Source organism: Polyangium mundeleinium, assembly GCF_028369105.1.
GTDB classification, from domain to species: Bacteria; Myxococcota_A; Polyangia; order Polyangiales; family Polyangiaceae; genus Polyangium; species Polyangium mundeleinium.
Map to the genome: position 1 here is coordinate 7,579,755 of NZ_JAQNDO010000001.1, position 24,153 is coordinate 7,603,907.

Genomic DNA, 24,153 nt, shown 5'->3' on the forward strand with positions numbered 1-24,153 from the left:
GGCATGCAAGGCGATGGCACGAGCTCGCGAGTGTCATCCATCCCGCGCGCGATCCTCGTCTTCGCCGTGGCCTGCGCGCTCCTCGCGCTCCTCCGGTTCGAAGGCATGGCGATCGGCGGCGTGCTCGTCCGGCCGATCGCGCCGCTGCTCGATCCGCGGATGCACAGGCACGCCGGCTGGGTCCTCTCCCACGTGGTGCTGCTCTTCGCCGTGCCGCTCGTCCTCGCGCGGATCGGGCTCACCCAGAAACCTGAACACCTCGGGCTCGGGATCGGGGACACGCGGCGCTGGGGGAAGGTCACGCTCGGGCTTTTGCCCCTCGTGGTGCTCGGCGCCGCGATCCTCTCCCGCGTGCCCGGGGTCGCCGCGCACTACCGAGCCCACACCGCGGGGATCTCCGGGATCGGAGGGTGGATCGGGTGGATCGCCCTGTGGGGCGCCGCGTTTTTCGCCTGGGAGTTCTTCTTCCGGGGCCTGCTCGTCGTGGGCCTCGCGCAAGACCTCGGCGGGCCGGCCGCCGTCGTGCTGCACCTCGTGCCCTTCACCCTCGTCCACGTGGGCAAGCCCGCTCTGGAGGTCCTCCTGACCGTTCCGGGGGGCCTCGTCTTCGGCGCCCTCGCCTTCCGCGGTCGCTCGATGCTCGGGCCCTTCCTGCTTCACTGGGCGCTCGGCGCGAGCCTCGATCTGTTCGTCGCTCGAAGCGTATCCGCCCTTCCCTCGCTCGCCTCTGGCGGCTAAAACCGACGAACGCGTGCCCGAGCCCCAACCCTCCCAGCCCGATCTCGAGCTGCCCAGGATCATCGGGCGTTACGAGGTCTTACGCCTCGTCGGCGAAGGCGCGATGGGCCGCGTGCTCTGCGCCCACGATCCGGTGCTCGGCCGCGACGTCGCGGTGAAGCTCCTGCGCTCCGATCTGCTGATCCCGCGTGACGTGCGGGAGGGCCTGCTCGCCCGCATGCGGCACGAGGCCCGCGCCGCCGCGCGCGTCACGCACCCGAACCTCGTGACGCTGCACGACATGGGCGAGGACGGGCAGCTCGGGCTCTACCTCGTGTTCGAGTACGTCGAAGGGCCGACGCTCAAGCAACGCCTGAAGGCCGGCGCGATGCCAGCCGGCGAGGCGTCGCGGCTCGCGCGCGAGCTCGGGAGCGCGCTGACGTTCGCCCACGGCGAGGGCATCCTCCACCGCGACATCAAGCCCGAGAACATCATCCTCTCGCGCACCGGCGGAAAGATCGCCGACTTCGGCATCGCCAAGCTCCCCGACTCGACGCTCACGCACGCAGGCGGCCTCATGGGGACGCCCGCCTACAGCGCGCCCGAGACGTTCGGCGGGAAAAATTTCTCCCCCGCGAGTGATCAGTTCTCGCTCGCGGCATCGCTGTACGAAGCGATCTGCGGCGAGCGCGCCTTCCCCGGCGATGACGCCGTCGAGGTCGCGGGGCGAATCGCCCGGGATCCGCCGAACCGCTTCGCCACGCGCCGCGGCCTGCCCGCCGCCGTGGACGACGTGTTCGCCGTGGCGATGGCGAAGGCCCCGCACGATCGCTTCGAGAGCTGCGCGGCGTTCGGCGAGGCCCTCGCCGAGGCGCTCGCGCCCGCCGTGGAGCTGCCGCCGCCGCGCGCGACCGCGCCGAGCGGGCCCGGCCGCGCGACGGCCGCGTCCATCCACCACGAGGCGCCGCTCGTCGCAGCCGACGCGCTGCCGTCCGAGCGCAAGCGCGGGCAAGTGCTGCTCGGCATGGCCGTCGTCACGCTCACGGCCCTCTTGCTCGTGCGCCTGGCGCTCCACGACGAAGGCGAGTCCACGGACGGTCGCGCCCTGCCCTCGGCGAGCACGTCGGCCGACGTCCCGCCGCCCGCCTCGGCGGACAAACCTCGCCCGACCGTGTCCACGCCGCAGCCGCGCACTTCACGCCCGCGCGTCGAGCCGGCGAGCTCCGCGAACGATGACGATCCTCCTCCGGAGGAGGCCGACGCGGGCCCGCCGAGCGAGATGGACGCGGGCCTCGACGCGAGCGCGCCTGCGCCTTCCGCGTCGGCCGCGCCCTCGGCGTCGTCCATGAGCGTCCCGTCGGCGAGCCCCACGAGCGCGCCGTCCGCCCTTCCCTCTTCCCCGGCGCCGCCGGCCGCCTCCCAGGCCGCACCCACGCCGGCCAAACCGTAGAGGCCCTTCGCCATGATCATGCGCCCACGCCGTTCACTTGCTTCTCTCGCCCGAGCCGCGGCCTCCGCGGCTCTGCTCCTCGGCACCTCGAGCGCCGCCTACGCGGCGCAGTCGCTCACCGTGGGGAACACGGGCCAGCCGGCGACGTTGCCCGGCGACGTCACGAACGACTTCAACGTCCTGACCATCAAGAGCGGCGCCGTGCTCCGCGTGCTCGCCAAGGGCTCGGGGCCCTCGACGGGTCGGCTGCACATCCGCGCCAACCGCATCGTCATCGAGTCCGACGCCCTGATCGACGCCACGGGATCGGGTCATCCCGGCAAGGCGGGCCAGCCCGGCGAGGGCATGGGCGGCGGCCAGGTGAACGGCAACAGCGCGGGCGGCGGCGGCGCCTACTTCGGCGGCGGCGGCGACGGGACGACCCAGGCGCCCGCGTGCGGCGGGCCATTTGGCCTCGGCGGCTCGTCGTACGGCACCCCCTTGATGCTCGACCTCGGCAGCGCGGGCGGCTCGGGCAGCGCGACGCCCGGCATGGGCGCGAGCGGCGGCAACGGCGGCGGCGGCGTCTGGCTGCAAGCCGCGCGCATCGAGATCAACGGGACGATCGCGGCGAACGGCGCGAACGGCAACGTGCTCGCGAACATCGGCGCGGGCGGCGGCGCGGGCGGCCACGTGATCCTCGACGCGTACGTCATCGACTGGGGGCCGAAGGCGAAGATCACGGCGAGGGGCGCCGCGGGCGGGATCGGCACGATCGGCGTCGGCGGCTCGGGCGGCGGCGGCATCGTGCGCATCCACGCGAGCACCGTCTCGGCGCCGCCGGTGGGCGTGATCGACGTGAGCGGCGGGCCGTCGCCGATGGACTGCTCCACGGGCGCGGGGGATCAGGGGACGAACGAGTTCGACGATCAGAACGTCGAGTGCTTCGACCTCGACGGCGACGGCGCGCGCTCGGTCCTCTGCGGCGACACCGACTGCGACGACACGGATGCAGAGGTCGCGCCGGGCCTGCCCGAGCTCTGCAACAACAAGGACGACAACTGCGACGGCCAGATCGACGAGGGCGAGACGGACTGCGCGCAGGGCCTGATCTGCAAGGCGGGCAAGTGCGGCTCCGAGGTGAACCCCGACGCGGGCACGACCGACGGCGGCGACGCGCCGGCGGCGCCCGTGACTGTCGAGTACCGCGGCGGCTGCTCGCTCGCGCCGGCGACCCAGGGAAGCTTCGCGCTCGCGGGCCTCGGGGTCTCGGCCGCGCTCGCGGGGCTGCTCGCGCGAAGGGCGAAGAGGACGCGATGAAACACGGGACGAGGCGCGTGACGCGCAAGGCGAGCTGGCTCTTGTTCTCCGTGGCTCTCGCGGCCGCCCTGCCCTACGGCTGCGGCTCCGAGGAAGAGGGTCCGCTCTTCCCCAGCGCGAGCGGCACCGGGGGTGAGGGCGGCGCAGGGGGCAGCGGCGGAGCGGGCGGCGAAGGCGGCCAGGGCGGCGAAGGCGGTCAGGGCGGCGTGGGGGGTGGCTCGGCGTGTGATCCGGGCATGGGCGCGACCACGTGCGACACGTGCGTCTACGGGCAGTGTTGCGCGGCGGCGGTCACGTGTGACGTCGGGACGCCGTGCGACGCGCTCTGGGACTGCGCGCGTTCGGCCGGGTGTCTCTCCCCCACGGAGGCGGACTTCGACGGCTGCGCCGTCAAGGCCTGTCCCAAGGAGGCGACGGCCGAGGCCGTCTCCGACCTCGAATCCCTGGCCGGGTGCATCCGCACGAGTTGCGGGGGGACGTGCGGATGATGCAGACGGGAAAGCCGGGACTTGACAGAATCACGCCCGCGGAGGACACGCACACGGGCCGGGAGGCTGCGATCACCTCATGACCACGACGCGAAAGCATTCCGACGAGCTCCACCTCGCTCTGTATCGAAAGATGTTCCAGATCCGCCGCTTCGAGGAAGAAGCGGCGCGCGCGTACGCGCAGGGCAAGATCGGTGGATTTCTCCATCTCTACATCGGCCAGGAGCCGGTGGCCGTCGGCGCCGTGGCGGCGCTCCAGCCGACGGACTACGCGATCACCACGTACCGTGATCATGGCCTCGCCCTCGCCCGCGGGATGACCTCGCGCGCGGCGATGGCCGAGCTCTTCGGCAAGGTGACGGGTTGCTCGAAGGGCCTCGGCGGCTCGATGCACTTCTTCGACGCCGAGCACAACATGCTCGGTGGCTACGGCATCGTGGGCGGCCACGTGCCGCTCGCCGTCGGCACCGCGTTCGCCTCGAAGTACCGGGAGGACGGGCGCGTCGCGATCGTCTTCCTCGGCGAGGGCGCGGTGAGCATCGGCGACTTCCACGAGGGCATGTCGCTCGCGGCGCTCTGGAAGCTGCCGATCGTGATCGTGGTCGAGAACAACGAGTACGCGATGGGCACGTCGCTCGCGCGCACGCTCTCGGTCGAGGACGTCTCGCTGAAGGCGGTGGGCTACGGCATGGCGCGGGATCGCTTCTTCGCGCACCACGTGCTCGAGGTGTACGACCGCATCGGCGAGGCGATCGACCGCGCGCGGACGACGAGCGAGCCGACGCTGGTCGAGGTGCGCACGTATCGCTTCCGCGGCCACTCGATGAGTGATCCGGGCAAGTACCGCACGCCCGACGAGCTCGAAGAGCGCAAGCGCAAGGACCCGCTCCTGGTCTCGCGCGGCGAGCTCGAAGGGAAAGGCCATCAAGAGGCGCTTCAGAAGATCGAGGCCGAGATCGAGGCCGAGATCGAGGACGCCGTTCGTTTCGCCGAGGAGAGCCCCGAGCCGGGGCCCGAGCTGCTCGAGGCGACCACCTACAAGGGAGCATTCGCGCGATGAGCGTCATGCGCTACAGGGAGGCGGTTCGCGCCGCCATGATCGAGGAAATGGAGCGCGACGAGCGCGTCTACCTCATCGGCGAGGAAGTCGGCGCGTACCAGGGCGCGTACAAGGTGAGCGAGGGCATGCTCGAGCGCTTCGGCCCGAAGCGCGTGATCGACGCCCCGATCACGGAGAGCGGCTTCACGGGCATCTCGATCGGCGCGGCGATGGTCGGGCTCCGGCCGATCGTCGAGTACATGACGTGGAACTTCTCGGCCGTCGCGTTTGATCAGATCCTGAACAACGCGGCGAAGATCCGGCAGATGTCGGGCGGCCAGCTCCACGTGCCCATCGTGCTGCGCGCGCCGAACGGCTCGGCGCGGCAGGTGGGCTCGCAGCACTCGCACGCGATGGAGCATTTTTACGCGCACGTGCCCGGGCTCAAGGTGCTCGCGCCCGCGACACCCGCCGACGCGAAGGGGCTGCTCAAGGCGGCGATCCGTGACGACGATCCGGTGCTCTTCATGGAGAGCGAGACGCTCTACAACGTGAAGGGCGAGGTGCCGGACGATCCGGATGTCGTCGTGCCGATGGGCCAGGCGCGGATCGCGCGCGAGGGCAAGGACGTGTCGATCATCGCGTACGGTCGCCCCGTGCACCTCGCGCTCGAAGCGGCGGCGCAGCTCGAAAAGGAGGGCATCGACGCGGAGGTCGTGGACCTCCGGTCGCTGCGGCCGCTCGACGAGCAGGCGCTCGTGCGGACGGTGCAGAAGACGCACCGCGCGGTGCTCACGTACGAGGGCTGGCCGTACGGCGGCGTGGGCGGCGAGATCGTCGACCGCATCCAGCGCCTCGCCTTCGACGAGCTCGACGCGCCGATCCTGCGCGTCACGTTCCGCGACGTACCCATGCCGTACAACGCGAAGCTCGAGCAGTACGTCCTGCCGCAACCCGATCGGATCGCCGACGCGGTCCGCGAGGTGCTGTACCGGAAGGGCTGAACGTCACACGCCGATCGGAGACGTCACATGGCCAAGGTTCTCGATATGCCGAAGCTGTCCCCCACGATGGAGGAGGGACAGATCAGCGTCTGGCACAAGAAGGAAGGGGACACGATCGGCGTCGACGATCTGCTCGCCGAGGTGGAAACCGACAAGGCGACGATGGAGTATCGGTCCTTCGACAAGGGCACGATCCTCAAGATCCTGACGCCCGCAGGCAGCGTCGTGCGCCTCGGACAACCCGTGGCGATCATCGGCGCGCCCGGCGAGGACGTCGCCGCCCTCGTCGCGAAGGTGGGCGGCGGCGAAGCGCCGACCGCGGCGCCGGCCCCGAAGGCCGAAGCCGCGCCCGCGCCCGCGCCTGCCCCCGCAGCCGCGCCTGCCCCCGCTCCCGCGGCCGCTGCCCCCGCTCCCGCAGCCGCTCCTGCTCCCGCTCCCGCAGCCGCTCCCGCTCCCGCTCCCGCGCCCGCGGGCGAGCCTGGGCGGGTCAAAGCCTCGCCGTACGTCCGCAAGCTCGCCCGGGAGCGGGACCTGAGCCTCGCGGGCGTCACGGGCTCGGGCCCGGGCGGCCGTATCGTCGCGCGGGACCTCGACGCGCTCCCGAAGGCCGCGCCCGCCCCGGCAGAGGCCCCCGCGGCCGCGCCCGCGCCGGCACAGGCCCCCGCGGCCGCGCCGGGCGAGCTCGCCGCGCCCGAGGTGCGCCCGCTCAGCATGATGCGCAAGGCCATCGCGCGGAGGCTCGTCGAGTCGAAGCAGACGGTCCCGCATTTCTATCTGACGATCGACGTCGACGCAGATCCGTTGAATGCGCTGCGCGAGCAGATCAACGCAGAGCTCGCCGCCGCGGCCGAGCCCGGCAAGGACGCGTCGAAGATCTCCCTCAACGATCTGATCGTCAAGGCCTGCGCCATTGCCTTGCGCCGCGTCCCCGAGTGCAACGCGCAATATACGCCCGACGCCATTCTCGTGCACCGCCGCGTCGACATCTCGGTCGCCGTCGCCGTCTCCGAGGGCCTCGTCACGCCCGTCGTGCGCGACGCCGACAAGAAGAGCATCACCGCCATCGGCGCGGAGATCCGCGATCTCGCGGGCCGCGCGAAGGCGAAGAAGCTCAAGCCGGAGGAAATGGCGAACGGCACGTTCTCCATCTCGAACCTCGGCATGTACGGGATCGACGAGTTCTCCGCGGTCATCAACCCGCCCGAGGGCGCGATCCTGGCCGTCGGCCAGGTGCGGCGCGAGCCCGTCGTGAAGGGCGACGCCGTGGTCCCCGGTCGCCGCCTCGCGATGACGCTCTCCTGCGATCACCGCGTCATCGACGGCGCCGTCGGCGCGGCCTTCCTGAAGGCGCTGCGGGCGCTGCTCGAGCGCCCGATGCAGATCCTCGTCTCCTGACGAGAAAAAGGGTGCGCCCCCGTTCGCGGGGCGCACCCTCGCACCTATCCCCTCACGGGTTGTTCGGGCAGTTGCGGCGCGTGAGCCACTCGACCACGGACCGCACCATCGGCCGATAGCCGTACGACGGCGACGCGAGGTCGTCCAGGTTCGCCGGACAAACCGAGCCGACGACCGCCTGATCGCCGAGCGACTGCAACAACGCGAGCGGCCGGAGGCCCGGGTACGCCTTCGCCCGGACCTGGAGCGTGCGCGCATGGTTGTTCGCGGGATCGGGCTCGCAGAGCGGGTTGTCGCTCGACGGCGTGCGGCAATCGCAGGCCGTGAGGTTCGGGTCCGTGCAGTCGCGCGCCTCGCCCGGCGGGAGCGGCAGGATGCACGCGTACTGGAGGTCGTTGTTGGGGATGGTCCACTCGTGCCCGTTGATCGGGTTCGCGTTCGGCGTCGCCGCGTCCACGAGGAGGTCGCCGGTGATCGGGTTCGTGCCGACGCGCTTCTTGACCGACTCGATCATGAGCGGATCGAGCGGCTTGAACTTGAAGTTCGTCAAGCTGCTGCCGACGATGACGTCCCAGGTCGAGAAGTCGGTCGCGCCGATCGGCGCTGCGAGCTCGGCCGCGGACTTGAAGCCCTTCGAAGCGTCGTTCTTATCTCGCGCCACGTCCTGCCAGGGCACGCCCACGAGGCCGGTGACGAGGACCTTCGCGGGCCCGCGGATGTTCGTGAGGTCGTCGGTCGGGTCGAGGTCGGAGAAGAGCGGGTTCGGCACGAGATCACCGGCGCGATTCGGGATCATGTGCTTGGTGAAGGCCTGCGTGTACCGGTCGATCGGATAGAGGAAATCGATGCCGAAGCGGCGCTTTTGATCCCAGCAGCGCAGGTTGATGTCGTCCTCCTCGGCGTCGTAGAGCGCCGGCTGGCCGTCCGGGTTCTGGCACGACAGATCGGGCGCGCACTCCCCCGGATCCTGGCCACACGATTTGCAGCACGGATCGTCCGAGTAGAGCACGCATTCCTGCCGCGCGCGTGGCATCCGTACGTTGCTTGCGCCGACGCGGATCTGGTTCACGTAATAGAACTGTCCGTACTCCTTCGTCGAGCAATCGTTTTCGTCGGTCAACATGAGCACGGTGAGCAGCGAATCCGGCCGCAGGAACTGCGCGCGTTGCTGCAAGAGCACCGTATCGATGCCCTGCGGCGTCGCCCTGTTGTTCACGATCGAAATGGTCTCGTAGGGCTCCGGATCGACGAGGAAGCGGTAGATGCTCTCGAGCTGCGACTCGTAGCCGCAGCCGATCTGCCCGACGCCGATGACCATGTCGCGCAGCGTCGGCACGAGGCCGCCGCCCATCCCGTCGTCGACCTCGGCCTCGCCCGGCGGCTCGAGCTGCTGCTGGGGATCCCAGGCCAGGAAGTTCTTGTTCTGGTACGTGGGCGCCTGCGCGCTGCCGCATGGGTCGAGGCGCGAGAGCAGGTGGCCCCTGTCGTTGTTCGTCGGGTTCGGGTTCGGCGAGCACTCCTTGCTGTTCGCATCCACGTCCGGACACGCATCGGACCCGTGGCCGCCGATGCTGGAGGTGATGACGCCGATGTGGATGTCCGTCATCGGCTCGAAGGCGCGGAACGTGCCGGCGGGACAGGCCACGCCTGGACCGCTCGGCTGCGTGGCCACGGGCGCGGGCACGCCCATCTCGTCGATGCACGGCGGATTCACGACGCCCTGCACGATGTCCGGGATCGCCCGGGCCAGGATGTTCTGCTTGTCGGCCATGCTGCGCGAATTGTCGATCGCGAAGAGCAGGTCGAGCCGCTCGGCCGAGATGCAGCCCACGGGGCCGCCGCCCGTGCCGCCGCTGCCGCCGTTGCCGCTGCCGCCCGTGCCGCTGCCCGCGCCGCCCACGCCGCCCGTGCCGCCGCCCGTCACCTGATCAGGACACCCGACGAGCGCGAGGAGCGCCACCAGACCGAATCCGAAGCTCGTCCCACGTCGACCGATCATGCCATGCCTCCCTGCAAGGATAAGGGCCTCGCGAGGAGACCTGGCCCCCAAGGCGATCGTCAAGGGGAGCGCAGCAAATAAAAAGGGTGCGCCCCCGTTCGCGGGGCGCACCCTCGCACCTATCCCCTCACGGGTTGTTCGGGCAGTTGCGGCGCGTGAGCCACTCGACCACGGACCGCACCATCGGCCGATAGCCGAACGACGGCGACGCGATGTCGCTCAGGTTCGCCGGACAAACCGAGCCGACGACCGCCTGATCGCCGAGCGCCTGGAACAACGCGAGCGGCCGGAGGCCCGGGTACGCCTTCGCGCGGACCTGGAGCGTGTGCCCGCCGTTCGCGGGGTCGGCCGCGCAGAGCGGGTTGTCGTTGTTCGGCTCGAAGCAATCGCACGCCGTGAGGTTCGTGTTCGTGCAGTCGCGCTGCTCGCCCGGCAAGAGCGGCAGGATGCACGCGTACTGGAGATCGTCGTTGTTGATCGTGTACTCGTGCCCGTTGATCGGGTTCGCGTTCGGCGTCGACGCGTCCACGAGGGCGTCGCCCGTGATCGGGTTCGTCCCGGTGCGCTTCTGGATCGACTCGATCATGAGCGGATCGAGCGGCTTCACCTGGCCCGCGGGGTCGCCGAGGATGACGTCCCAGGTCGTGGCGCCGCTCGCGTCGAGGGGCGCCGCGAGCTCGGCCGCGGACTTGAAGCCCTTCGAGGCGTCGTTCTTGTCCCGCGCAATGTCCTCCCAGGGCACGCCCACGAGGCCCGTGATGAGGACCTTCTCGGGCCCACGAATGGCCGTGAGGTTGTCGGTCGGGTCGAGGTCGGAGAAGAGCGGGTTCGGAACGAGCTCGCCGAACCGGTTCGCGATCACGGGCTGGCTGAAGGCCTGCGCGTACCGGTCGATCGGGTACATGAAATCGATGCCGAAGCGGCGCTTCTGCTCCCAGCAGCGGAGGTTGATGCTGTCCTCGTCGGCGGTGTAGAGCGCTGGCCCGCCCTGCGGATTGGTACACGTCGGATCGGCCGGGCACTGCCCGGGATCCTGGCCGCACGATTTGCAGCAAGGATCGTTCGGATTGACCGCGCATTCCTGTCGCGCGCGCGGCAGGCGCACGTTCGTCGCGCCGACGCGGAGCTGGTTCACGTAATAGAACTGCCCGTACTCCTTCGTCGAGCAATCGTTCTCGTCGGTCAGCATGAGCACGGTGAGCAGCGAATCCGGTCGCAGGAACTCCGCGCGTTGCTGCAAGAGCACCGTGTCGACGCCCTGCGGCGTCGCCTTGTTGTCCACGACCGAGATGGTCTCGTGGGGCTCCGGATCGACGAGGAAGCGGTAGATGCTCTCGAGCTGCGACTCGTAGCCGCAGCCGATCTGCCCGACGCCGATGACCATGTCGCGCAGCGTCGGCACGAGGCCGCCGCCCATCCCGTCGTCGACCTGGTCCTCGCCCGGCGGCTCGAGCTGCTGCTGGGGATCCCAGGCCAGGAAGTTCTTGTTCTGGTAGGTGGGCGCATTCACGCCGCCACATTGGTCGAGGCGCGAGAGCAGGTGGGCCTTGTCGTTGTTCGTCGTGTTCGGGTTCGGCGAGCACTCCTTGCTGTTCGCATCCACGTCCGGACACGCATCGGACCCGTGGCCGCCGATGCTGGAGGTGATGACGCCGATGTGGATGTCCGTCATCGGCTCGAAGGCGCGGTGCGTGCCGCTGGGACAGGCCACCTCCGGACCGCTCGGCTGCATGGACGCGGGCACGCCCATCGCGTCGATGCACGGCGGATTCACGACGCCCTGCACGATGTCCGGGATCGCCCGGGCCAGGATGTTCTGCTTGTCGGCCATGCTGCGCGAATTGTCGATCGCGAAGAGCAGGTCGAGCCGCTCGGCCGCGACGCAGGCCGCGGGGCCGCCGCCTTGGCCGCCGCTCCCGCCGTTGCCCCCATTGCCGCTGCCGCCCGTGCCGCCGCCCGCGCCGCCCGTGCCGCCCGTGCCGCCCGTGCCGCCCGTGCCACCGTTGCCGCCGCCAGTCACCTGGTCGGGGCACCCCGCGAGCGCGAAGAGCGCCACCAGGCCGAATCCAAACATCGTCCCACGTCGACCGATCATGTCATGCCTCCTTGTAAGGGTAAGGACTCCGCGAGGAGACATGGCCGGGAGGCGATCGTCAAGGGGTGCGCAGCAAATCGCGCGCGCCGTCGGCGACGAATTGCACGGCGATCGCGGCGAGGATGAGGCCCATCACGCGCTCGAGGATCGCCACGCCGCTCTGCCCGAGGACACGCTGCACGAGCGAGGCCGCGCGCAGGATGTAATAGGCCGCGACAAACGTGATCGTGACGGCAAGCAGGACGGGCACGGCGAAGAGGAGGCTCCGCGTGTTGCCCTGGGACATGAGCACCATCACGCTGGCGATGGAGCCCGGGCCAGCGAGCAGGGGCATGGCGAGGGGCACGAGGGCCACGTCCTCCTTGCGGGCGCTCTCCTCGGTCTCCTCGGGCGAGGTGCGGGTCCCCGCACGCTTGGCGCGCAGCATGTCCAGCGCGGTGAGCATGAGCAGGAGCCCGCCCGCCACGCGGAAGGCGCCGAGGCTGATGCCGAAGATCTTGAAAATGACGCCACCGAAGATCGCGAACGTCATCAGGATGAAGTACCCCGTGACGCAGGCGCGGCGCGCCATCTGCCGGATCTTATCGGGCGCATCGTTCGACGTGATGGCGAGGAAAATCGGCACGACGCCGATCGGGTCGACCACGAAAAACACCGCCGAAAGGGCGACGAAGAAAAACGTCACGAGCTCGGTCAAGGGCGCATCCCCGGATGCGCTCGCTATAGCCCGGAACGGGCGAGAAGCCAGGCACATCGGTCCGGCGAGGTGGGTTGACGTGGGGCGGACGCCGCGGTATCTCGCCTTCCGCATGTTCCGCGTGACCGAAGAAGTGCGGTTTTGTTATGGCCACCGCCTGCTGGACTACGAGGGCCCTTGCGCCCGCATCCACGGCCACAACGCCCGCGTCGAGATCGAGCTCTCGGCGCCCACGCTCGACCGCAAAGGGTTCGTCGCGGACTTCTTCGACATCGAGAAGGCCGGCAAGGAGTGGATCCTCGCGCAGTTCGACCACCGCCTGATCCTGCGGGAGGACGATCCCGTCATTCCCTTCCTGAAGCAGGCGGGCGAGGCGTTCCTCACGCTGCCGGTGAATCCGAGCGCCGAGAATTTCGCGAAGCTCATTTTCGACCACCTGCGCGCGCACGGCGTGCCCGTCACGGCCGTGTCGTTCTATGAGACGGATACGGCCGTCGCGACGTACGACGAGCGCTGAGAGGTTTTGATGAGCAAGGCAGCCCTCGTCACCGGCGCCGGCAAGCGAATCGGCCGCGCGATTGCGATGATGCTCGCGCGGGACGGTTTTTCGGTGGCGGTTCATTACCACCGTTCGCGGGAAGAAGCGGAGAGCCTCGTCGCCGCGATCGAATCGGCGGGCGGGCGCGCGGCGGCGGTCGCGGCGGACCTCGCGGACGAGGCGGAGACGGCGTCGCTCGTGGAGCGCGCGGCGGGCCTCGTGGGTCCGCTCGTGGCGCTCGTGAACAACGCCTCGACGTTCGAGTACGACACGCCGGAGACGGCCACGCGCGAGAGCTGGGACCTGCACATGGAGGCGAACCTCCGGGCGCCTTTCGTGCTCACGCAGCAATTCGCGCGGCGCCTGCCCGAAGGGGCGGAGGGCGCGGTCGTGAATGTCCTCGATCAGCGCGTGTGGAATTTGAGCCCGCATTACACGACGTATACCGTGAGCAAGGCCGGGCTCTGGGCGCTCACGCGGACGCTCTCCCTCGCGCTCGCGCCGCGCATCCGGGTGAACGCGGTGGGCCCGGGGCCGACGCTGCCGAGCGCGCAGCAAACGCCCGAGCAGTTCGCCGCGCAATGCGCCGGTACACCGCTCGGCCGCGGGGCGACGCCCGAGGACGTTTGTGACGCCGTGCGGTACCTGCTCTCGGCGCGCGCGGTGACGGGGCAGATGATCGCGGTGGATGGCGGCCAGCACCTCGGCTGGGCCACGCCGCCGGATTCGATGCCCGATTGAGGGGCGGAGGCCCCGCGCTGCGGCTGCCGTCGCGCCGGCGGATGTGTTATCGGGGGGTATGACCCCGACGGCGATCCCCGTGGCCCCCGGCGACAACCTGCTCGGGCACGGCCATCTCTTCCAGGACGACCGATTGCCCTTCTTCCGGCGCGTCACCGACCAGGGTGACATCGTCGCGGCCCGGATGCTCCATCGCAGCTTCTATTTCGTGAACGGGCCCCAGGCCGCGCACGAGATGCTCGTGGAGAAGGCCCGGAGCTTCGAAAAATCTCCCGGGATCCGGATCCTGCTCCACGACCTCGCAGGCCAGGGTCTCTTCACGAGCGAGGGCGATCTCTGGCGGCGCCAGCGTCGCTTGCTCTCGCCGCTCTTTCATCCGACGCAGCTCCAGACCTACGTGGGCGCGATGAACGGCGAGGCCCTGCGCGCCCGCGAGCGGCTGAAGGAGGGAGAGCGCACGGACCTCGCCGCCGAGATGACGCGGATCGCGATGAGCGTCGTCGGCCGTGCCCTTTTCGACGCGCGGACCTTCGACGAGGCCGACGAGCTCGGCGAGGCGCTCACAGTCGCGCTCCGCTGGGTGAACGACCGCATGGCGACGCCGTACATGACGCTGCAGGTCTCGGCGCTGGAGATGACCGAGTTCCTCGACGGAAAGCTCCCGCCGTGGCTCGAGGACGTCCGCGCCCGCGCCCGCGCCGCGCTCGACGCGCCGATCTTGATGCCCGGCCGGAGCGATCCCACCGTCGTGCGGGCGCTCGAGGTCCTCGACAAACGTATTCAGGCGATGATCGACGATCGGCGCGCGAGCCACGCAGACCGAAAAGACCTGCTCACGCGATTGTTGTATGCGCGCGACGCCGATCTCGGCGGCGAGGGCATGAGCGACAAGCAGGTCCGCGACGAGGCCAATACGCTCTTCATCGCGGGGCACGAGACCACGGCGACCGCGCTCGCCTGGTCGTTTTACCTGCTCTCGCGCGACCCGGCCGCGCGGGCGAAGGTGCAGGCCGAGGCCGATGCGTTCGGCCCCGAGGGCCCCACGTCGTACGACCCGGAAAAACTCGCCTACACGACGCGGGTCTTCAAGGAGGCATTGCGCCTCTATCCGCCGGTCATCGTGCTGCCGCGGCGCTCGCTCGAGCGCGTCGAGCTCGGCGGCCATACCTTCCCCGAGCGGACGATTCTTTTCGTGAACGTCTACGGCATGCACCACCGTAAGGACCTCTTCGCCGATCCCGAGCGGTTCGATCCGGACCGTTTTTCCCCGGAGAACGAGGCGAAGCGCCACAAATCGGCCTGGATCCCGTTCGGCGTGGGGCCCCGCGTGTGCATCGGCAACCATTTCGCCCTGATGGAAGGGCCCGTCGTGCTCGCCACGCTGATGCGGGGTTTGTCCTTCGAGGTCGAGCCTCAGGACGTCGAGCCCGAGACGTTCACCACGCTCCGCCCGAAAGGCGGAATCTGGGCCCGCGTCCGCCGCCGCAGCGCGCCCTGACGCCCTCCCCGCCCGTCACCTCGCCTCCGCCCCCCTAGCTTCCTAGCTCCCCTCCACCGTGCCGCCGCCTGGACACGAACGTGTCCTTTATCACTTCGTGTGTACAAAAGTTTAGACAAAGTTTGCACACTCCATGAACAAACGATATTACATAGAACGTTCGCTGCACAAAACAGCGAGCAAGACCACATCCACCCTTCGTTCGAAGGCCAGGTTCAGGAGTACCGACCGTGAAACAAGAGCTCCTCCGTTCTCCGCACGTGATGCTGGGCGCAGCGCTGCTCGTTTCGTCCCTCGGAGGGCTCGGCGCCTGTCAGAAGGCCGAGGAGAAGGCCGGGCCGGGCCCGGAGCCCGCCGCCGCGGCGCCGGGTCGTTGCGTCTACACGAGCCCCTTCACCCAGGCCGAAGAGTGCCGCGATTACACCGGCAAAGGCTGGTCCGCAGAGACCGCGGAGGCCGATTGCAAGGCGCAGGGAAAGTCGACCTTCACGAAAGCGGAGCGCTGTACCTATCCGACGACGCTCGGCCGGTGCGTGCTCGACGGCGGGACGGACGACGAAACCAGCATCGTCTTCCCCGGCGGAGACACGACGCAATGCACCTCGACCCAGCGCGGCTGCGAGCTCTTCGGCGGCGGCAAGTTCGTGCCCGACGCGTGCGAGGGCGTGGTCGATGACCCGGGCGACCCCGATCCGGCGGGTTCGGTGTTTCAATGGCCCACCGAGGTGTGCGTGGACCCGAAAGCCGGCGAGCCCGCGGGCCAGAGCGGCGGCAAGGTCTGCACGTTCGGCGCGATCTCGGGCTGCACCGAGCCCGGCCGCAACTTCGCGGAGTACGCGTCCTGCGAGCAGGTCCTCACGCAACGCCCTTACTGGCCGGCCCCGCCCTCCGATTTCAAGACGCCCGAGGGCGATCCGCGCCTTTCGGACCCGCAATGGCTCGGCGAGCTCGCGTGGGTGACCGAGCAAGTCGAGGCCTGCGGCTGCGTCTGTTGCCACTCGCAGAAGGCCGCGCCTGCCGAAGGTCCGTCGAACTGGTACATCGAGGCCGGCCCGATCTGGACCGACAGCTTTTATCCGACGGGCCTCGCGCTCGCGGCCGGCTGGGTCTCCTCGGACGCGCTCGGCGCCTATCCGCCGGACCAGAACAACGGTTTTTCCCGCGACGTCGCCGGCCTGCCGACCACGGACCCGGCAAGGATGGTCGCGTTTTTCGAGGGCGAGCTTCTCCGCCGCGGATTCGAGAAGGAGGATTTTGCGAACGAAACCCCGTTCGGCGGGCCGCTGTATGAACAGAGCCTTTACGTGCCGAGCGATTGCGACGCCGGCCAGGGCGTGGACGCCGCCGGCAAGATCACCTGGACCGGCGGAGACGCCCGTTACGTTTACGTCTTATCGGCGGACGCGAAGAACCCGGGCGTGCCGCCGAACCTCGACCTGCCCGAGGGGACGATGTGGCGCCTCGACGTGGCCTCGAACGCCGCACCTGTGAAGAGCGGTATCACCTACGGCGAGGTTCTGCCGAATACGAAGCAGAGCTACCCCGCAGACGGCAGCCCCGAGAAGCTCGTCCCGGGCACGAAATATTATCTGTATGTGTGGGCGGACGTCGGCGTCCCGATCACGCGGTGCCTGTTCGATTCCCCGCTCTGAGCAGGGTTACGCCCGGACAACCTCGATGACCACCGGCGGCCGGGGCCGCGCCGCAGGGCGCTGCGCGGTCTTCGCCTCGTGCAGCGCTTGCAGCGCCAGCATCGCGTTTTTCGGCCCGACCGAATCCACGAAGGCGCGCGCCGCGCCGAACGCCGACCAATCGCGCTCCCGATGCGTCACGGCGTAGGGGCCACGCTCATCGAGCCCGCCCTCGTCGAACGCCTGGAACACCTCGATCATCCGGCCGTCACGAACGCTCTTGCACCCGAACTTCGCGAGCTCCTCGCCTGTCGGCAGAGGCCCCACGAGGTAGGTCTCCGTGACGAGCGTCGCGCCACAGAGAATCGCCCCCGACACCTTCGAGATCGCGTCGAGCCACGCTGCCGAGGCTGCCGCCATCTCGTCCACTTCGTCGCCCCCTTCGAGCTCTGCCACGAGTGCCTCGAGGTCGTCCCGCTCGATCCGGCCCCACCGCCGTACCCACTTCTCACGACCACGGCGGGGCCTGCGTTGACCATCGGTCGGATCGGCTGTTTTGGATCGCATCGCGGGGTCTACCTGCTCCTCTGCACGATCCGAGCCCCCGGGGGTCGGGGCGCAAGCACCCCACGGGGACGAGCTCGGAAGATCGGGCGGGCGTGCCTCTACCGGGAAATCCTGACCACCGCAAGTGTTCTTTCGCGGACGTGACGTTCTCGCCTCGGACACACAGGTTCTTCCCATCCGCCCGAGACCATGTGTAGAACGGCCGCCGCCCGCATGCGTACCTCCTCGTTCGAATGGATCGCCGACGACGGCAAGCCGATCTTCGTGCACGTCTTCTCCCCCGACGAAGGCACGGAAGTCCGCGGCGTCGTCCACGTGTCGCACGGCATGAGCGAGCACGGCGCCCGCTACACGCGCCTCGCCGAGGCCCTCACCACGCGCGGCCTCGTCGTCGAGGCCCACGACCACCGCGGTCACGGGAGCACCGCGAAGTCCGACGACGAGCTCGGCTACTTCGGCCCCGGCGACGGCTTCGGCCGCGTCGTCGCCGACCTGCGCGGCCTGATCGCCCGCGCCCGCACCGCCTACCCGGGCCTCAAGCAGGCGCTCCTCGGTCATTCGATGGGCTCGCTCATCGCGCAGGGCGTGCTGCCCGCGGAGGGCGGCAAGCTCGGCGCCGTGCTCCTTTCGGGGACGAACGGACCGCCGAGCCTCATGGCGCGGGCGGGCGTGCTCGTGGCGAAGGCGGAGCGCGCGCGGCTCGGCGAGCGCGGCAAGAGCGTGGTGATCCAGGGGATGTCGTTCGACGCGTGGAACCGGACCTTCAGCCCGAACCGCACGCCCTACGACTGGCTTTCCCGCGACGCGGCCGAGGTCGACAAGTACGTCGCCGACGCGCGATGCGGCTTCTCGGCCACGACGACGTTATGGGTGCAGCTCCTCGGCGCGATGGGCACGCTCGCGCGCCCGGACGCGCTCGCTCGTCTTCCGAAGGACCTGCCGATCTGCGTGGTCGCCGGCTCCGAGGACCCGGTCCACGAGCGGACGAAGAACCTGCGCGGGCTGCTCGACGCGTACGCGAAGGCGGGCCTCTCCGACGTGACGTACCGCGTCTACCCGGGCGCGCGCCACGAGCTGTTCAACGAGACGAACCGGGACGAGGTGATCCGCGAAGCTTCGGAGTGGCTCGTCCGCAAGCTCGCGCGCTAATCAGCCCACGAGCACGGAATCCCCTTCGATCACGATGTCGTCGAAGCTTCGCGCCGTCGGGTGATCCACGAGGGGCGGAGCGCCGTCCCGCGCGAGCCCGACGCGCAGGAGCCCGGCCGCGCGCGCGGCGTCGAGCTCGGCCTTCACGTCCGACAGGAAAAGCACCTCGTGCGGCGCGACCTCGAGCGCGGCCGCGATGCGCGCGTACGACGCGGGATCGGCCTTCTTGCCGGTCGTCGTGTCGAACCACCCGTCGAAGAGGCCCGCGAGATCCCCCTCGATCGTGTGCCCGAAGAGGAGCCGTTGCGCGAGCACCGATCCGGACGAGAACACGGCGAGCCCGATCCCCCGCGCCTTCCACCGCGCGAGCGCGCCGGGGACGTCCGCGTACACGTGGGATCGATACGCCCCCGCGTGATAACCCTCCTCCCAGATCATGCCCTGGATCGCCTTGAGCGACGTCGCCTTGCGGTCCTCGTCGATCCACCGGAGCCAGAGCGTAAGCACCGCCGTATCGGACAGGCTCGGATCGCCCGCCTCCGTCCGCGCCGCGTCGAGCGCCGAAACCACACGCGCCTCGCCGGCGTGCGTCCGGACGAACGACACGAGCGACGCCCGCGCATGGGCAAAGAGCGTGTCCGTCACGAAGGAGATGGACGTGGTGGTGCCCTCGATGTCCGTGACGATGCGCTTCACCACGGCGCGCCTCGCGTGAGGGTGTCGGCGTCGGGGAAACGCCGCGCGATGGCGTCGCCCGTGAAGGAGGCGACCCAGCCCTCGGGCGTGCCGAAGAATCGGATGGCGCAGAACTCTGACTGCGTGCCCATGTCGAACCAGTGCCGCGTGCCGGCAGGAACCGAGATGAGATCGCCTCGCGCGCAACACACGGCGAGCACCTGCCCGGCGAGGCGCAGGTAAAACACGCCGGCGCCGTGCACGAAGAAGCGGACCTCGTCCTCGCCGTGCGTGTGCTCTTCGAGGAATTTTTCGCGCGCGGCCTGGGCCTTCGCGGGCCAGGCGGGATCGCTCGGATCCGGCGAGAGGCGCGCGACGTCGACCGAGGGATACCCGCCCTCGCGGCAGAGCTTTTCAATCGGCTCCTGGTATGCGGCGAGGATCTCCTCCGCGGTGGCCGAAGGCGTGAACGAAAAGGAAGCCTCCCAGGCCTCGAAACGAACGCCGACCTCACGCAGGATCGCCGCGATCTCGGCGTGGTCTTGCGAGGCACGAACGGGCGCTCGGGGATCGTTTTCCCGAAAGACATGGATCGAGCTCACGCAGGGAGGATCGACCCAAACCGATCCTTTCTGCAAGCACGTTCACGCGCTCAGTAATTGACCTGAATCTGCAGGCGCAGGAGGCGCCCGCTCTCCTGCGGGTAAGGCGGCTCCGGGTAGGTGCGCTCGGCGATCGCGTACGCCGCGGTGGCCTCGACGGCGGGGATGGGCTGCCACTCGACGCCCATCTCCAGCTCGCGGATCTTGTAATGCGGCGCGTTCGTCTCGAATTTGCGCCCGCCGTCGTACATCACGCCGCGTACGTAGGGTAGGAAGTTGCCGATCTTGGCCATGGCCATGACGTACCCGCCGTGGAGCGGCCGCTCGACGACACGATCGCCCACGAGCTCCGGCCCGCGGCCGATGTTGTATTCGGCCTGGAGGCCAAACGGCTGCGGGTACAGGACGAACGAGGCGTGGGCGCGGACGTCGCGGATCTCGTCCGGGGCCGTGATGTCGTCCGAGGTCTTCACGACGAACTTGCCGGCATACCCGCCGCCGCCGATCTCCACGATCTGACGTCCGATCTGGAAGGGCCACGTGATACGACCGACGACGTGCGGCGTGTCGTTCCGCTCCTTCTGGTTCGCGGTCTGGCCATTGTACACGCCGAGCGCGACGACGCCGTAATCCCCCGAGCCCTTGAGGCCGTCGTCGACGAGCGCCTTGAACCGCTTGCGAATGCGCTCCGGGGCCCAGTAGAAAAAGATGCCGAGATCCCGCTCGTCCTTGACGGCGCTGTTCAATGCATCCGAGCGATCGAGCGGCGCGCGGTTCTGGCTCGATTGCATGTTCTCGAAGCCGTACGGCACCTTCGACTGGCCGACGCGGAAGCGGAACTCTTTTTTCTTGTCGAGGGCGATGTCCGCATACCAGTCGCGCAGCGTGGGGACGTGGTACTGATCGGAGACGACGCTCGCAAAATCGGGCTGGATGTACACGAAGACGCGCTCGTGCACGTCGCCCTGGACGATGAGGCGGGCGCGGCGGATCAAAAAGCCGCCGTCCTTGCCGATCGAGCGGTCGCCCTGGGTGTTGACGAGCCGCTCGTTCGTCGCGCCGAGCTGGTTGTAACGGACCTGCGAGTAGCCGCGGATCTTGATCTTGTCGTACCAGTGCTGCGAGGCCTTGCCCGCGCCCTCGCCGGGCTTCGGCGCGGGGGGCTTGGTCGCGGGCTTCGGCGCAGGTTTGACCGCGGCGGGCTCCGCCGGTGGAATCGTGGCCAGCGCGATCTCCGATCGGGGCGCAGCGGGGACATCCGCCGCGGCCGAACGCGGAGACAAAAGAAGACCAAAAACCGCGGCGAGGGCCGAGCGCGCGGCCAGACGTGCGAGCGACATGGAAGGATTCCGGGGACGTCCCGGCCTTTCTTCTTCTGGCCCACCACGCTAGGCGACTTCGGTGACGAATTCGTTACGACTTCGTCGCGGCGATGTTACCAACTCGTTTGCTTTTATTACAAAACCGCGAAGATTCCATGACGGAAAGAGGCGGCGCGCCGGGAGGACCGGCGCCGGGCTCCCCGCGGGATGCTACGGCGACCAGCGCACCGTCTGGAAATCGAAGCGCCCACCGTGCGACAGCCCTGCGGGGAAGCCGGCTTGCCAGGTGTCTTTGGCCAGGACCAACAGCTCGGTCCCGTTCTGGGCGACGCCGAGAGGGACTTGGTAGGGGCCGCGGTCGACGAGCAGGGGGAGCTCGTCGCCGAAGGTCGCGCCGTCGTCGGACGAGATCGCGCCGAAGACACGCGTGTGCGCAGCGTCGACGGCTCGTTGGGCCACGAGCGCAAGGCGACCGTCGGCGAGCTTCTCCATCATGAAGCCGTCCGTGCCGAGGCCCTCGAAGACGGCCAGCGTCGTCGTGTCCGACGCGCCGGGTCGCAACAAGCGGAGCGTCACCGTCTCGGCTTCATTCTTGCGATTGAGGAGCACCACGCGGCCTTGCGAGTCCAGCACGGCGTGCAGCACGCTCGACACGGAAAAGCCTGGCGCCGACAGGACGAGCTGCGTCGCCGAGATGAGCTCTCCGGTCTTGGAATAACGATGGACGGTCACCCCGGAGCCCAGGCCGACGCGCACCAGCTCCTCGCCGTCCCGGATCAGCTTCACCGCTCGGGTCTGCTTGCCCTGAAACGACACGGCTCCCGCGGAGAGCTCCGTGAAGGCAGATGGCGCGGCGACGGACGGCTGCAAGTAGACCTTGGCGACATCGTCGACGGTGATCGCCGCGAAGGCTTCGCCGGTGGCGAACACCTCGGCTTCGAGCCCGCTGAAAACGCCCGCGGCAGGCAACAGGGCCACGCTGGACCAGCTCGCGCCGAGGTCGGAGCTCTTCGAAACCCGCAAGCCCACCACGTCGTGCGCGAATGCGTAGATGTTGCTCCCCAGCACGCGCAGGCGCAGCGGCGCCCCCTCGCTGTTCTCGAAGCCCGGTCGCTCCCCCGAATGCGTGAACGGAGCGGCGGGGCTCGACGCCGAGAAGACACCACCGAGCAAAAAGGCGGCGTCCGTCGGTGGATCGGAGAGGTTCCCCACGGGCCCAGCTCGGGGCGCACGATGCGGCTCGGCAGGTCGCCGGTCCCGTCGGGCGTCTGCGGCACGGGTATACTCGCAATGGCGAGCGAGCCGCTGTGCTCGAAGAGGCCGTACAGCCGCTTCGGCGAGCCCTGGAGGCCGCGCAGGTATTCGGCGTCGAGGAAGTCCACGACCGAACCCCCCTGGGGGCGGAAGACCGACATGAGCGAGACGCAGCGGCCTTCGGAGCCTACACGCGCCACGTCGAAATCGCGGGGCTTCGGCCCGGCGCCGATCAAATAATCACCCGCCCGCGTCGACATCGGGTTCGCGAAGGGCGTGAGCTCCATGAAGCAGTTCGCGTAGTTCTTCGGCGACGTGAGCCCCTGCTGTCCGAAGAGCACCTCGGCGCTGTACCAACCCGTGGCGCTCGGCACGGGCCCGGGGCCCGAGAGCGCCCAGGCAACGGGCGGCGGCACGTCGGGGTTCGTGCTGGGCTGGAAGTCGAGCGCTGTGTTCTCGACCCATTCGCCGTTCACGGCGTGCAGCGGCGTCCCCGCGACCACGACGGTGGGGCCCTCCTCCCCCGACGCGGCGGGCAGCAGGACGAGCTGACGCACAGGGTCCGGAATCAGCGGCAACCGATAATCGAAGACGCAATCACTGGCCTGCGAATAATCATAATCGGCGCGAACGACGAGCTTGGTCCTGAGCTCGTCTCCGTCGACCTCGACCAGCTTGACCCGCCATGAGCAATCGATCCCGTTGCCAGCCTCGTCCCTGAGGAGGGTACGCGCCGTGCGGAACTCGTACGTGTCCGCATAACTGACGTACACGCCGCCCCCGGGCTTCGGGATCAAGACGGGCTGCGTATGGCGTAGCTCTTCCTGGTAGGCCTTGGAGTCGCCGACACCCGCCATTTCGTCGAGCGTGGAGTCGAACTCGCGGCGGCGCCATTCGTGGAAGGGGCCCTCGCCGGGGCGATCGACGAGGATGAAACGGCCGCGTGTCGTCGAGCCGAACACGGCGTAGATGTGGCCTTTCTCGTCGACGGTGACATGCGTGTTGGTCACGTCCTCCCAGGGCGCGGAAATACGCTCGATGCCGTAGCCGGTGCCTGTCCAGGTCCGGATGCCGGCGCCTCGCTGCCCGCCCTTGAACACCGTTTGTTGCGCGCGCACGCCGCTCAACTTCAGCTTCACGGCGAAGACGGGAGCTCCGTTCGGGTCCAGGCCGATCGTGCCATCCGCGGCGCCGCTGTCCGGCTCGATCGAGGTCATCGGCTCGCTCGTGTGCTCGTCGTTGAAGCGCACGAAGCTCTCGGGAGGCACGCTCGTCATCGCCTTCGAGGTGACGGTGACGGGCACACGAATCACGCGTTCGCCCGCGCGAAACAAGAGCCCCGTGCTCCCGGGCGCCACCCCTTCGAGGACCTTCTTCGCGCCGAGGCGGGCGATGCTGGTGTCCTCCACCTCGAGCTCGACGTCGTCGCCCGCGATGACGGATTGTTCGGACAAATCAATGCCCGAGAGCGGCGCCACGCCGACGCCGTCGACGGGCCGCAGCTCGCCGACAGCGAGCTCCAGGCTGCCCACATCGGGCGAGAGATCCAGCGCCGCGCCGCCCCACACGTCCACGAAGAGCTGCGGCGATTCGTCGAGTCGCGCAAAACCGCTCACGGGTTCGCCAGGACGAGCGAAGATCCCGACGTGGACGGTGAGCACGTACTCGTCCACTTGGCTCGGGCTCACCGTGATCTCATAAATGCCGGGCGACGGTTTTTTCATGACCGTCTGCGGGTTGCTTCCGCGCGGAAACGAGATGTCCTTCGAATACTCCGCCGGATAAGGGCTTCCATCGGGCGTCGTCACGGTCAACGTGTACGTGACGGGCTCGCCGAGCTTCTGGACCACGAACGTATCCGGCGTGCTCCACTGGAACACCGGCGGCGGAGGCTCGGCCGTCCGAGCGCTGTCCTTGTCCGACGAGCAGCCCAACAACAGGAATGAGGTCAATGACCACGCAAACAAAAAACGCATAGGGCCGGCACGTTACA

The 24,153-nt window shown here is 69.1% G+C and carries 21 protein-coding genes; 12 read left to right on the forward strand and 9 right to left on the reverse strand.

All coding sequences use genetic code 11. The features are described 5' to 3' along the window. The first annotated feature begins 3 nt into the window (after positions 1–3). The 7 genes from POL67_RS30140 (at position 4) to POL67_RS30170 (ending at position 7,392) form a co-directional block, all read left to right on the forward strand. Positions 4–738: a CPBP family intramembrane glutamic endopeptidase gene (locus POL67_RS30140; RefSeq protein WP_271923349.1), complete on the forward strand. Its 735-nt coding sequence runs from the start codon at positions 4–6 to the stop codon at positions 736–738. 13 nt (positions 739–751) lie between these two features. Further along, entirely contained in the window at positions 752–2,167 is a 1,416-nt protein-coding gene (locus POL67_RS30145; RefSeq protein ID WP_271923351.1) for a serine/threonine-protein kinase, read from the forward strand. Positions 2,168–2,179: 12 nt separating this feature from the next. Then, positions 2,180–3,466 carry a putative metal-binding motif-containing protein gene (locus POL67_RS30150; protein ID WP_271923355.1) on the forward strand — a complete coding sequence of 429 codons (1,287 nt, stop codon included), beginning with the start codon at positions 2,180–2,182 and terminating at the stop codon, positions 3,464–3,466. Next, on the forward strand, positions 3,463–3,954 hold the full coding sequence (locus tag POL67_RS30155; RefSeq protein WP_271923357.1) for a hypothetical protein: 492 nt from the start codon (positions 3,463–3,465) through the stop codon (positions 3,952–3,954). Before POL67_RS30150 ends, POL67_RS30155 begins: the two co-directional genes overlap by 4 nt. 79 nt (positions 3,955–4,033) lie before the next feature. Beyond that, positions 4,034–5,014, forward strand: a complete 981-nt coding sequence (gene pdhA / locus POL67_RS30160; RefSeq protein ID WP_271923359.1) for a pyruvate dehydrogenase (acetyl-transferring) E1 component subunit alpha — start codon at positions 4,034–4,036, stop codon at positions 5,012–5,014. Then, positions 5,011–5,997, forward strand: a complete 987-nt coding sequence (locus tag POL67_RS30165) for a pyruvate dehydrogenase complex E1 component subunit beta (protein WP_136930007.1) — start codon at positions 5,011–5,013, stop codon at positions 5,995–5,997. Before pdhA ends, POL67_RS30165 begins: the two co-directional genes overlap by 4 nt. Positions 5,998–6,042: 45 nt before the next feature. Then, complete coding sequence (locus tag POL67_RS30170) at positions 6,043–7,392, forward strand: pyruvate dehydrogenase complex dihydrolipoamide acetyltransferase (protein ID WP_276076058.1); 1,350 nt, start codon at positions 6,043–6,045, stop codon at positions 7,390–7,392. A 52-nt stretch (positions 7,393–7,444) separates the two neighbouring features. Here POL67_RS30170 and POL67_RS30175 read toward each other — a convergent pair whose 3' ends face one another. The 3 genes from POL67_RS30175 to POL67_RS30185 form a co-directional block, all read right to left on the reverse strand. Next, positions 7,445–9,391 carry a hypothetical protein gene (locus tag POL67_RS30175; protein ID WP_271923364.1) on the reverse strand — a complete coding sequence of 649 codons (1,947 nt, stop codon included), beginning with the start codon at positions 9,389–9,391 and terminating at the stop codon, positions 7,445–7,447. 127 nt (positions 9,392–9,518) lie between these two features. Next, positions 9,519–11,486 (reverse strand): hypothetical protein, encoded by a 1,968-nt coding sequence (locus tag POL67_RS30180; RefSeq protein ID WP_271923366.1) that lies wholly within the window; start codon positions 11,484–11,486, stop codon positions 9,519–9,521. 58 nt (positions 11,487–11,544) lie between these two features. Then, positions 11,545–12,183, reverse strand: a complete 639-nt coding sequence (locus POL67_RS30185; RefSeq protein WP_271923368.1) for a MarC family protein — start codon at positions 12,181–12,183, stop codon at positions 11,545–11,547. 79 nt (positions 12,184–12,262) lie between these two features. Here POL67_RS30185 and POL67_RS30190 point away from each other — a divergent pair, with 79 nt between their 5' ends. The 4 genes from POL67_RS30190 to POL67_RS30205 all read left to right on the forward strand — a co-directional run bounded on the left by POL67_RS30190 (position 12,263) and on the right by POL67_RS30205 (position 16,612). Next, a complete protein-coding gene (locus POL67_RS30190; protein WP_271923370.1) occupies positions 12,263–12,700 on the forward strand; it encodes a 6-pyruvoyl trahydropterin synthase family protein in 438 nt (145 codons plus the stop codon). A gap of 9 nt (positions 12,701–12,709) precedes the next feature. Continuing rightward, positions 12,710–13,462 carry an SDR family oxidoreductase gene (locus POL67_RS30195; protein WP_271923372.1) on the forward strand — a complete coding sequence of 251 codons (753 nt, stop codon included), beginning with the start codon at positions 12,710–12,712 and terminating at the stop codon, positions 13,460–13,462. A 58-nt stretch (positions 13,463–13,520) separates the two neighbouring features. Beyond that, a complete protein-coding gene (locus tag POL67_RS30200; RefSeq protein WP_271923374.1) occupies positions 13,521–14,960 on the forward strand; it encodes a cytochrome P450 in 1,440 nt (479 codons plus the stop codon). A gap of 230 nt (positions 14,961–15,190) precedes the next feature. Beyond that, entirely contained in the window at positions 15,191–16,612 is a 1,422-nt protein-coding gene (locus POL67_RS30205) for a proteinase inhibitor (protein ID WP_271923376.1), read from the forward strand. A gap of 6 nt (positions 16,613–16,618) precedes the next feature. Here the strand turns inward: POL67_RS30205 and POL67_RS30210 are convergent, their stop codons facing one another. After that, entirely contained in the window at positions 16,619–17,158 is a 540-nt protein-coding gene (locus POL67_RS30210) for a hypothetical protein (protein WP_271923378.1), read from the reverse strand. Between the two features lie 213 nt (positions 17,159–17,371). Here POL67_RS30210 and POL67_RS30215 point away from each other — a divergent pair, with 213 nt between their 5' ends. Then, positions 17,372–18,307: an alpha/beta fold hydrolase gene (locus POL67_RS30215; RefSeq protein ID WP_271923380.1), complete on the forward strand. Its 936-nt coding sequence runs from the start codon at positions 17,372–17,374 to the stop codon at positions 18,305–18,307. On the opposite strand, the gene mtnC is transcribed toward POL67_RS30215, so the two are convergent. The 5 genes from mtnC to POL67_RS30240 all read right to left on the reverse strand — a co-directional run bounded on the left by mtnC (position 18,308) and on the right by POL67_RS30240 (position 24,136). Beyond that, positions 18,308–19,006, reverse strand: coding sequence for an acireductone synthase (mtnC, locus tag POL67_RS30220; RefSeq protein ID WP_271923382.1), 699 nt, complete (start codon positions 19,004–19,006; stop codon positions 18,308–18,310). Then, positions 19,000–19,584, reverse strand: a complete 585-nt coding sequence (locus POL67_RS30225; RefSeq protein ID WP_271923384.1) for a 1,2-dihydroxy-3-keto-5-methylthiopentene dioxygenase — start codon at positions 19,582–19,584, stop codon at positions 19,000–19,002. Before POL67_RS30225 ends, mtnC begins: the two co-directional genes overlap by 7 nt. 50 nt (positions 19,585–19,634) lie before the next feature. Then, complete coding sequence (locus POL67_RS30230) at positions 19,635–20,924, reverse strand: porin (protein WP_271923386.1); 1,290 nt, start codon at positions 20,922–20,924, stop codon at positions 19,635–19,637. A gap of 192 nt (positions 20,925–21,116) precedes the next feature. After that, positions 21,117–21,692 (reverse strand): hypothetical protein, encoded by a 576-nt coding sequence (locus tag POL67_RS30235; RefSeq protein WP_271923388.1) that lies wholly within the window; start codon positions 21,690–21,692, stop codon positions 21,117–21,119. Next, entirely contained in the window at positions 21,689–24,136 is a 2,448-nt protein-coding gene (locus POL67_RS30240) for a hypothetical protein (protein ID WP_271923390.1), read from the reverse strand. The genes POL67_RS30235 and POL67_RS30240 overlap by 4 nt, the downstream gene beginning before the upstream one ends. Between the last annotated feature and the right edge of the window lie 17 nt (positions 24,137–24,153).

Excerpts from the sequence above, each read along its gene's own strand:
- pdhA (WP_271923359.1), top strand. The coding sequence starts at position 4,034 with ATGACCACGACGCGAAAGCATTCCGACGAGCTCCACCTCGCTCTGTAT.
- POL67_RS30215 (WP_271923380.1), top strand. The coding sequence starts at position 17,372 with ATGCGTACCTCCTCGTTCGAATGGATCGCCGACGACGGCAAGCCGATC.
- POL67_RS30170 (WP_276076058.1), top strand. The coding sequence starts at position 6,043 with ATGCCGAAGCTGTCCCCCACGATGGAGGAGGGACAGATCAGCGTCTGG.
- POL67_RS30230 (WP_271923386.1), bottom strand. The coding sequence starts at position 20,924 with ATGTCGCTCGCACGTCTGGCCGCGCGCTCGGCCCTCGCCGCGGTTTTT.
- POL67_RS30210 (WP_271923378.1), bottom strand. The coding sequence starts at position 17,158 with ATGCGATCCAAAACAGCCGATCCGACCGATGGTCAACGCAGGCCCCGC.
- POL67_RS30240 (WP_271923390.1), bottom strand. The coding sequence starts at position 24,136 with ATGCGTTTTTTGTTTGCGTGGTCATTGACCTCATTCCTGTTGTTGGGC.
- POL67_RS30200 (WP_271923374.1), top strand. The coding sequence starts at position 13,521 with ATGACCCCGACGGCGATCCCCGTGGCCCCCGGCGACAACCTGCTCGGG.
- POL67_RS30150 (WP_271923355.1), top strand. The coding sequence starts at position 2,180 with ATGATCATGCGCCCACGCCGTTCACTTGCTTCTCTCGCCCGAGCCGCG.
- POL67_RS30195 (WP_271923372.1), top strand. The coding sequence starts at position 12,710 with ATGAGCAAGGCAGCCCTCGTCACCGGCGCCGGCAAGCGAATCGGCCGC.
- POL67_RS30175 (WP_271923364.1), bottom strand. The coding sequence starts at position 9,391 with ATGATCGGTCGACGTGGGACGAGCTTCGGATTCGGTCTGGTGGCGCTC.
- POL67_RS30180 (WP_271923366.1), bottom strand. The coding sequence starts at position 11,486 with ATGATCGGTCGACGTGGGACGATGTTTGGATTCGGCCTGGTGGCGCTC.
- POL67_RS30165 (WP_136930007.1), top strand. The coding sequence starts at position 5,011 with ATGAGCGTCATGCGCTACAGGGAGGCGGTTCGCGCCGCCATGATCGAG.
- POL67_RS30155 (WP_271923357.1), top strand. The coding sequence starts at position 3,463 with ATGAAACACGGGACGAGGCGCGTGACGCGCAAGGCGAGCTGGCTCTTG.
- POL67_RS30140 (WP_271923349.1), top strand. The coding sequence starts at position 4 with ATGCAAGGCGATGGCACGAGCTCGCGAGTGTCATCCATCCCGCGCGCG.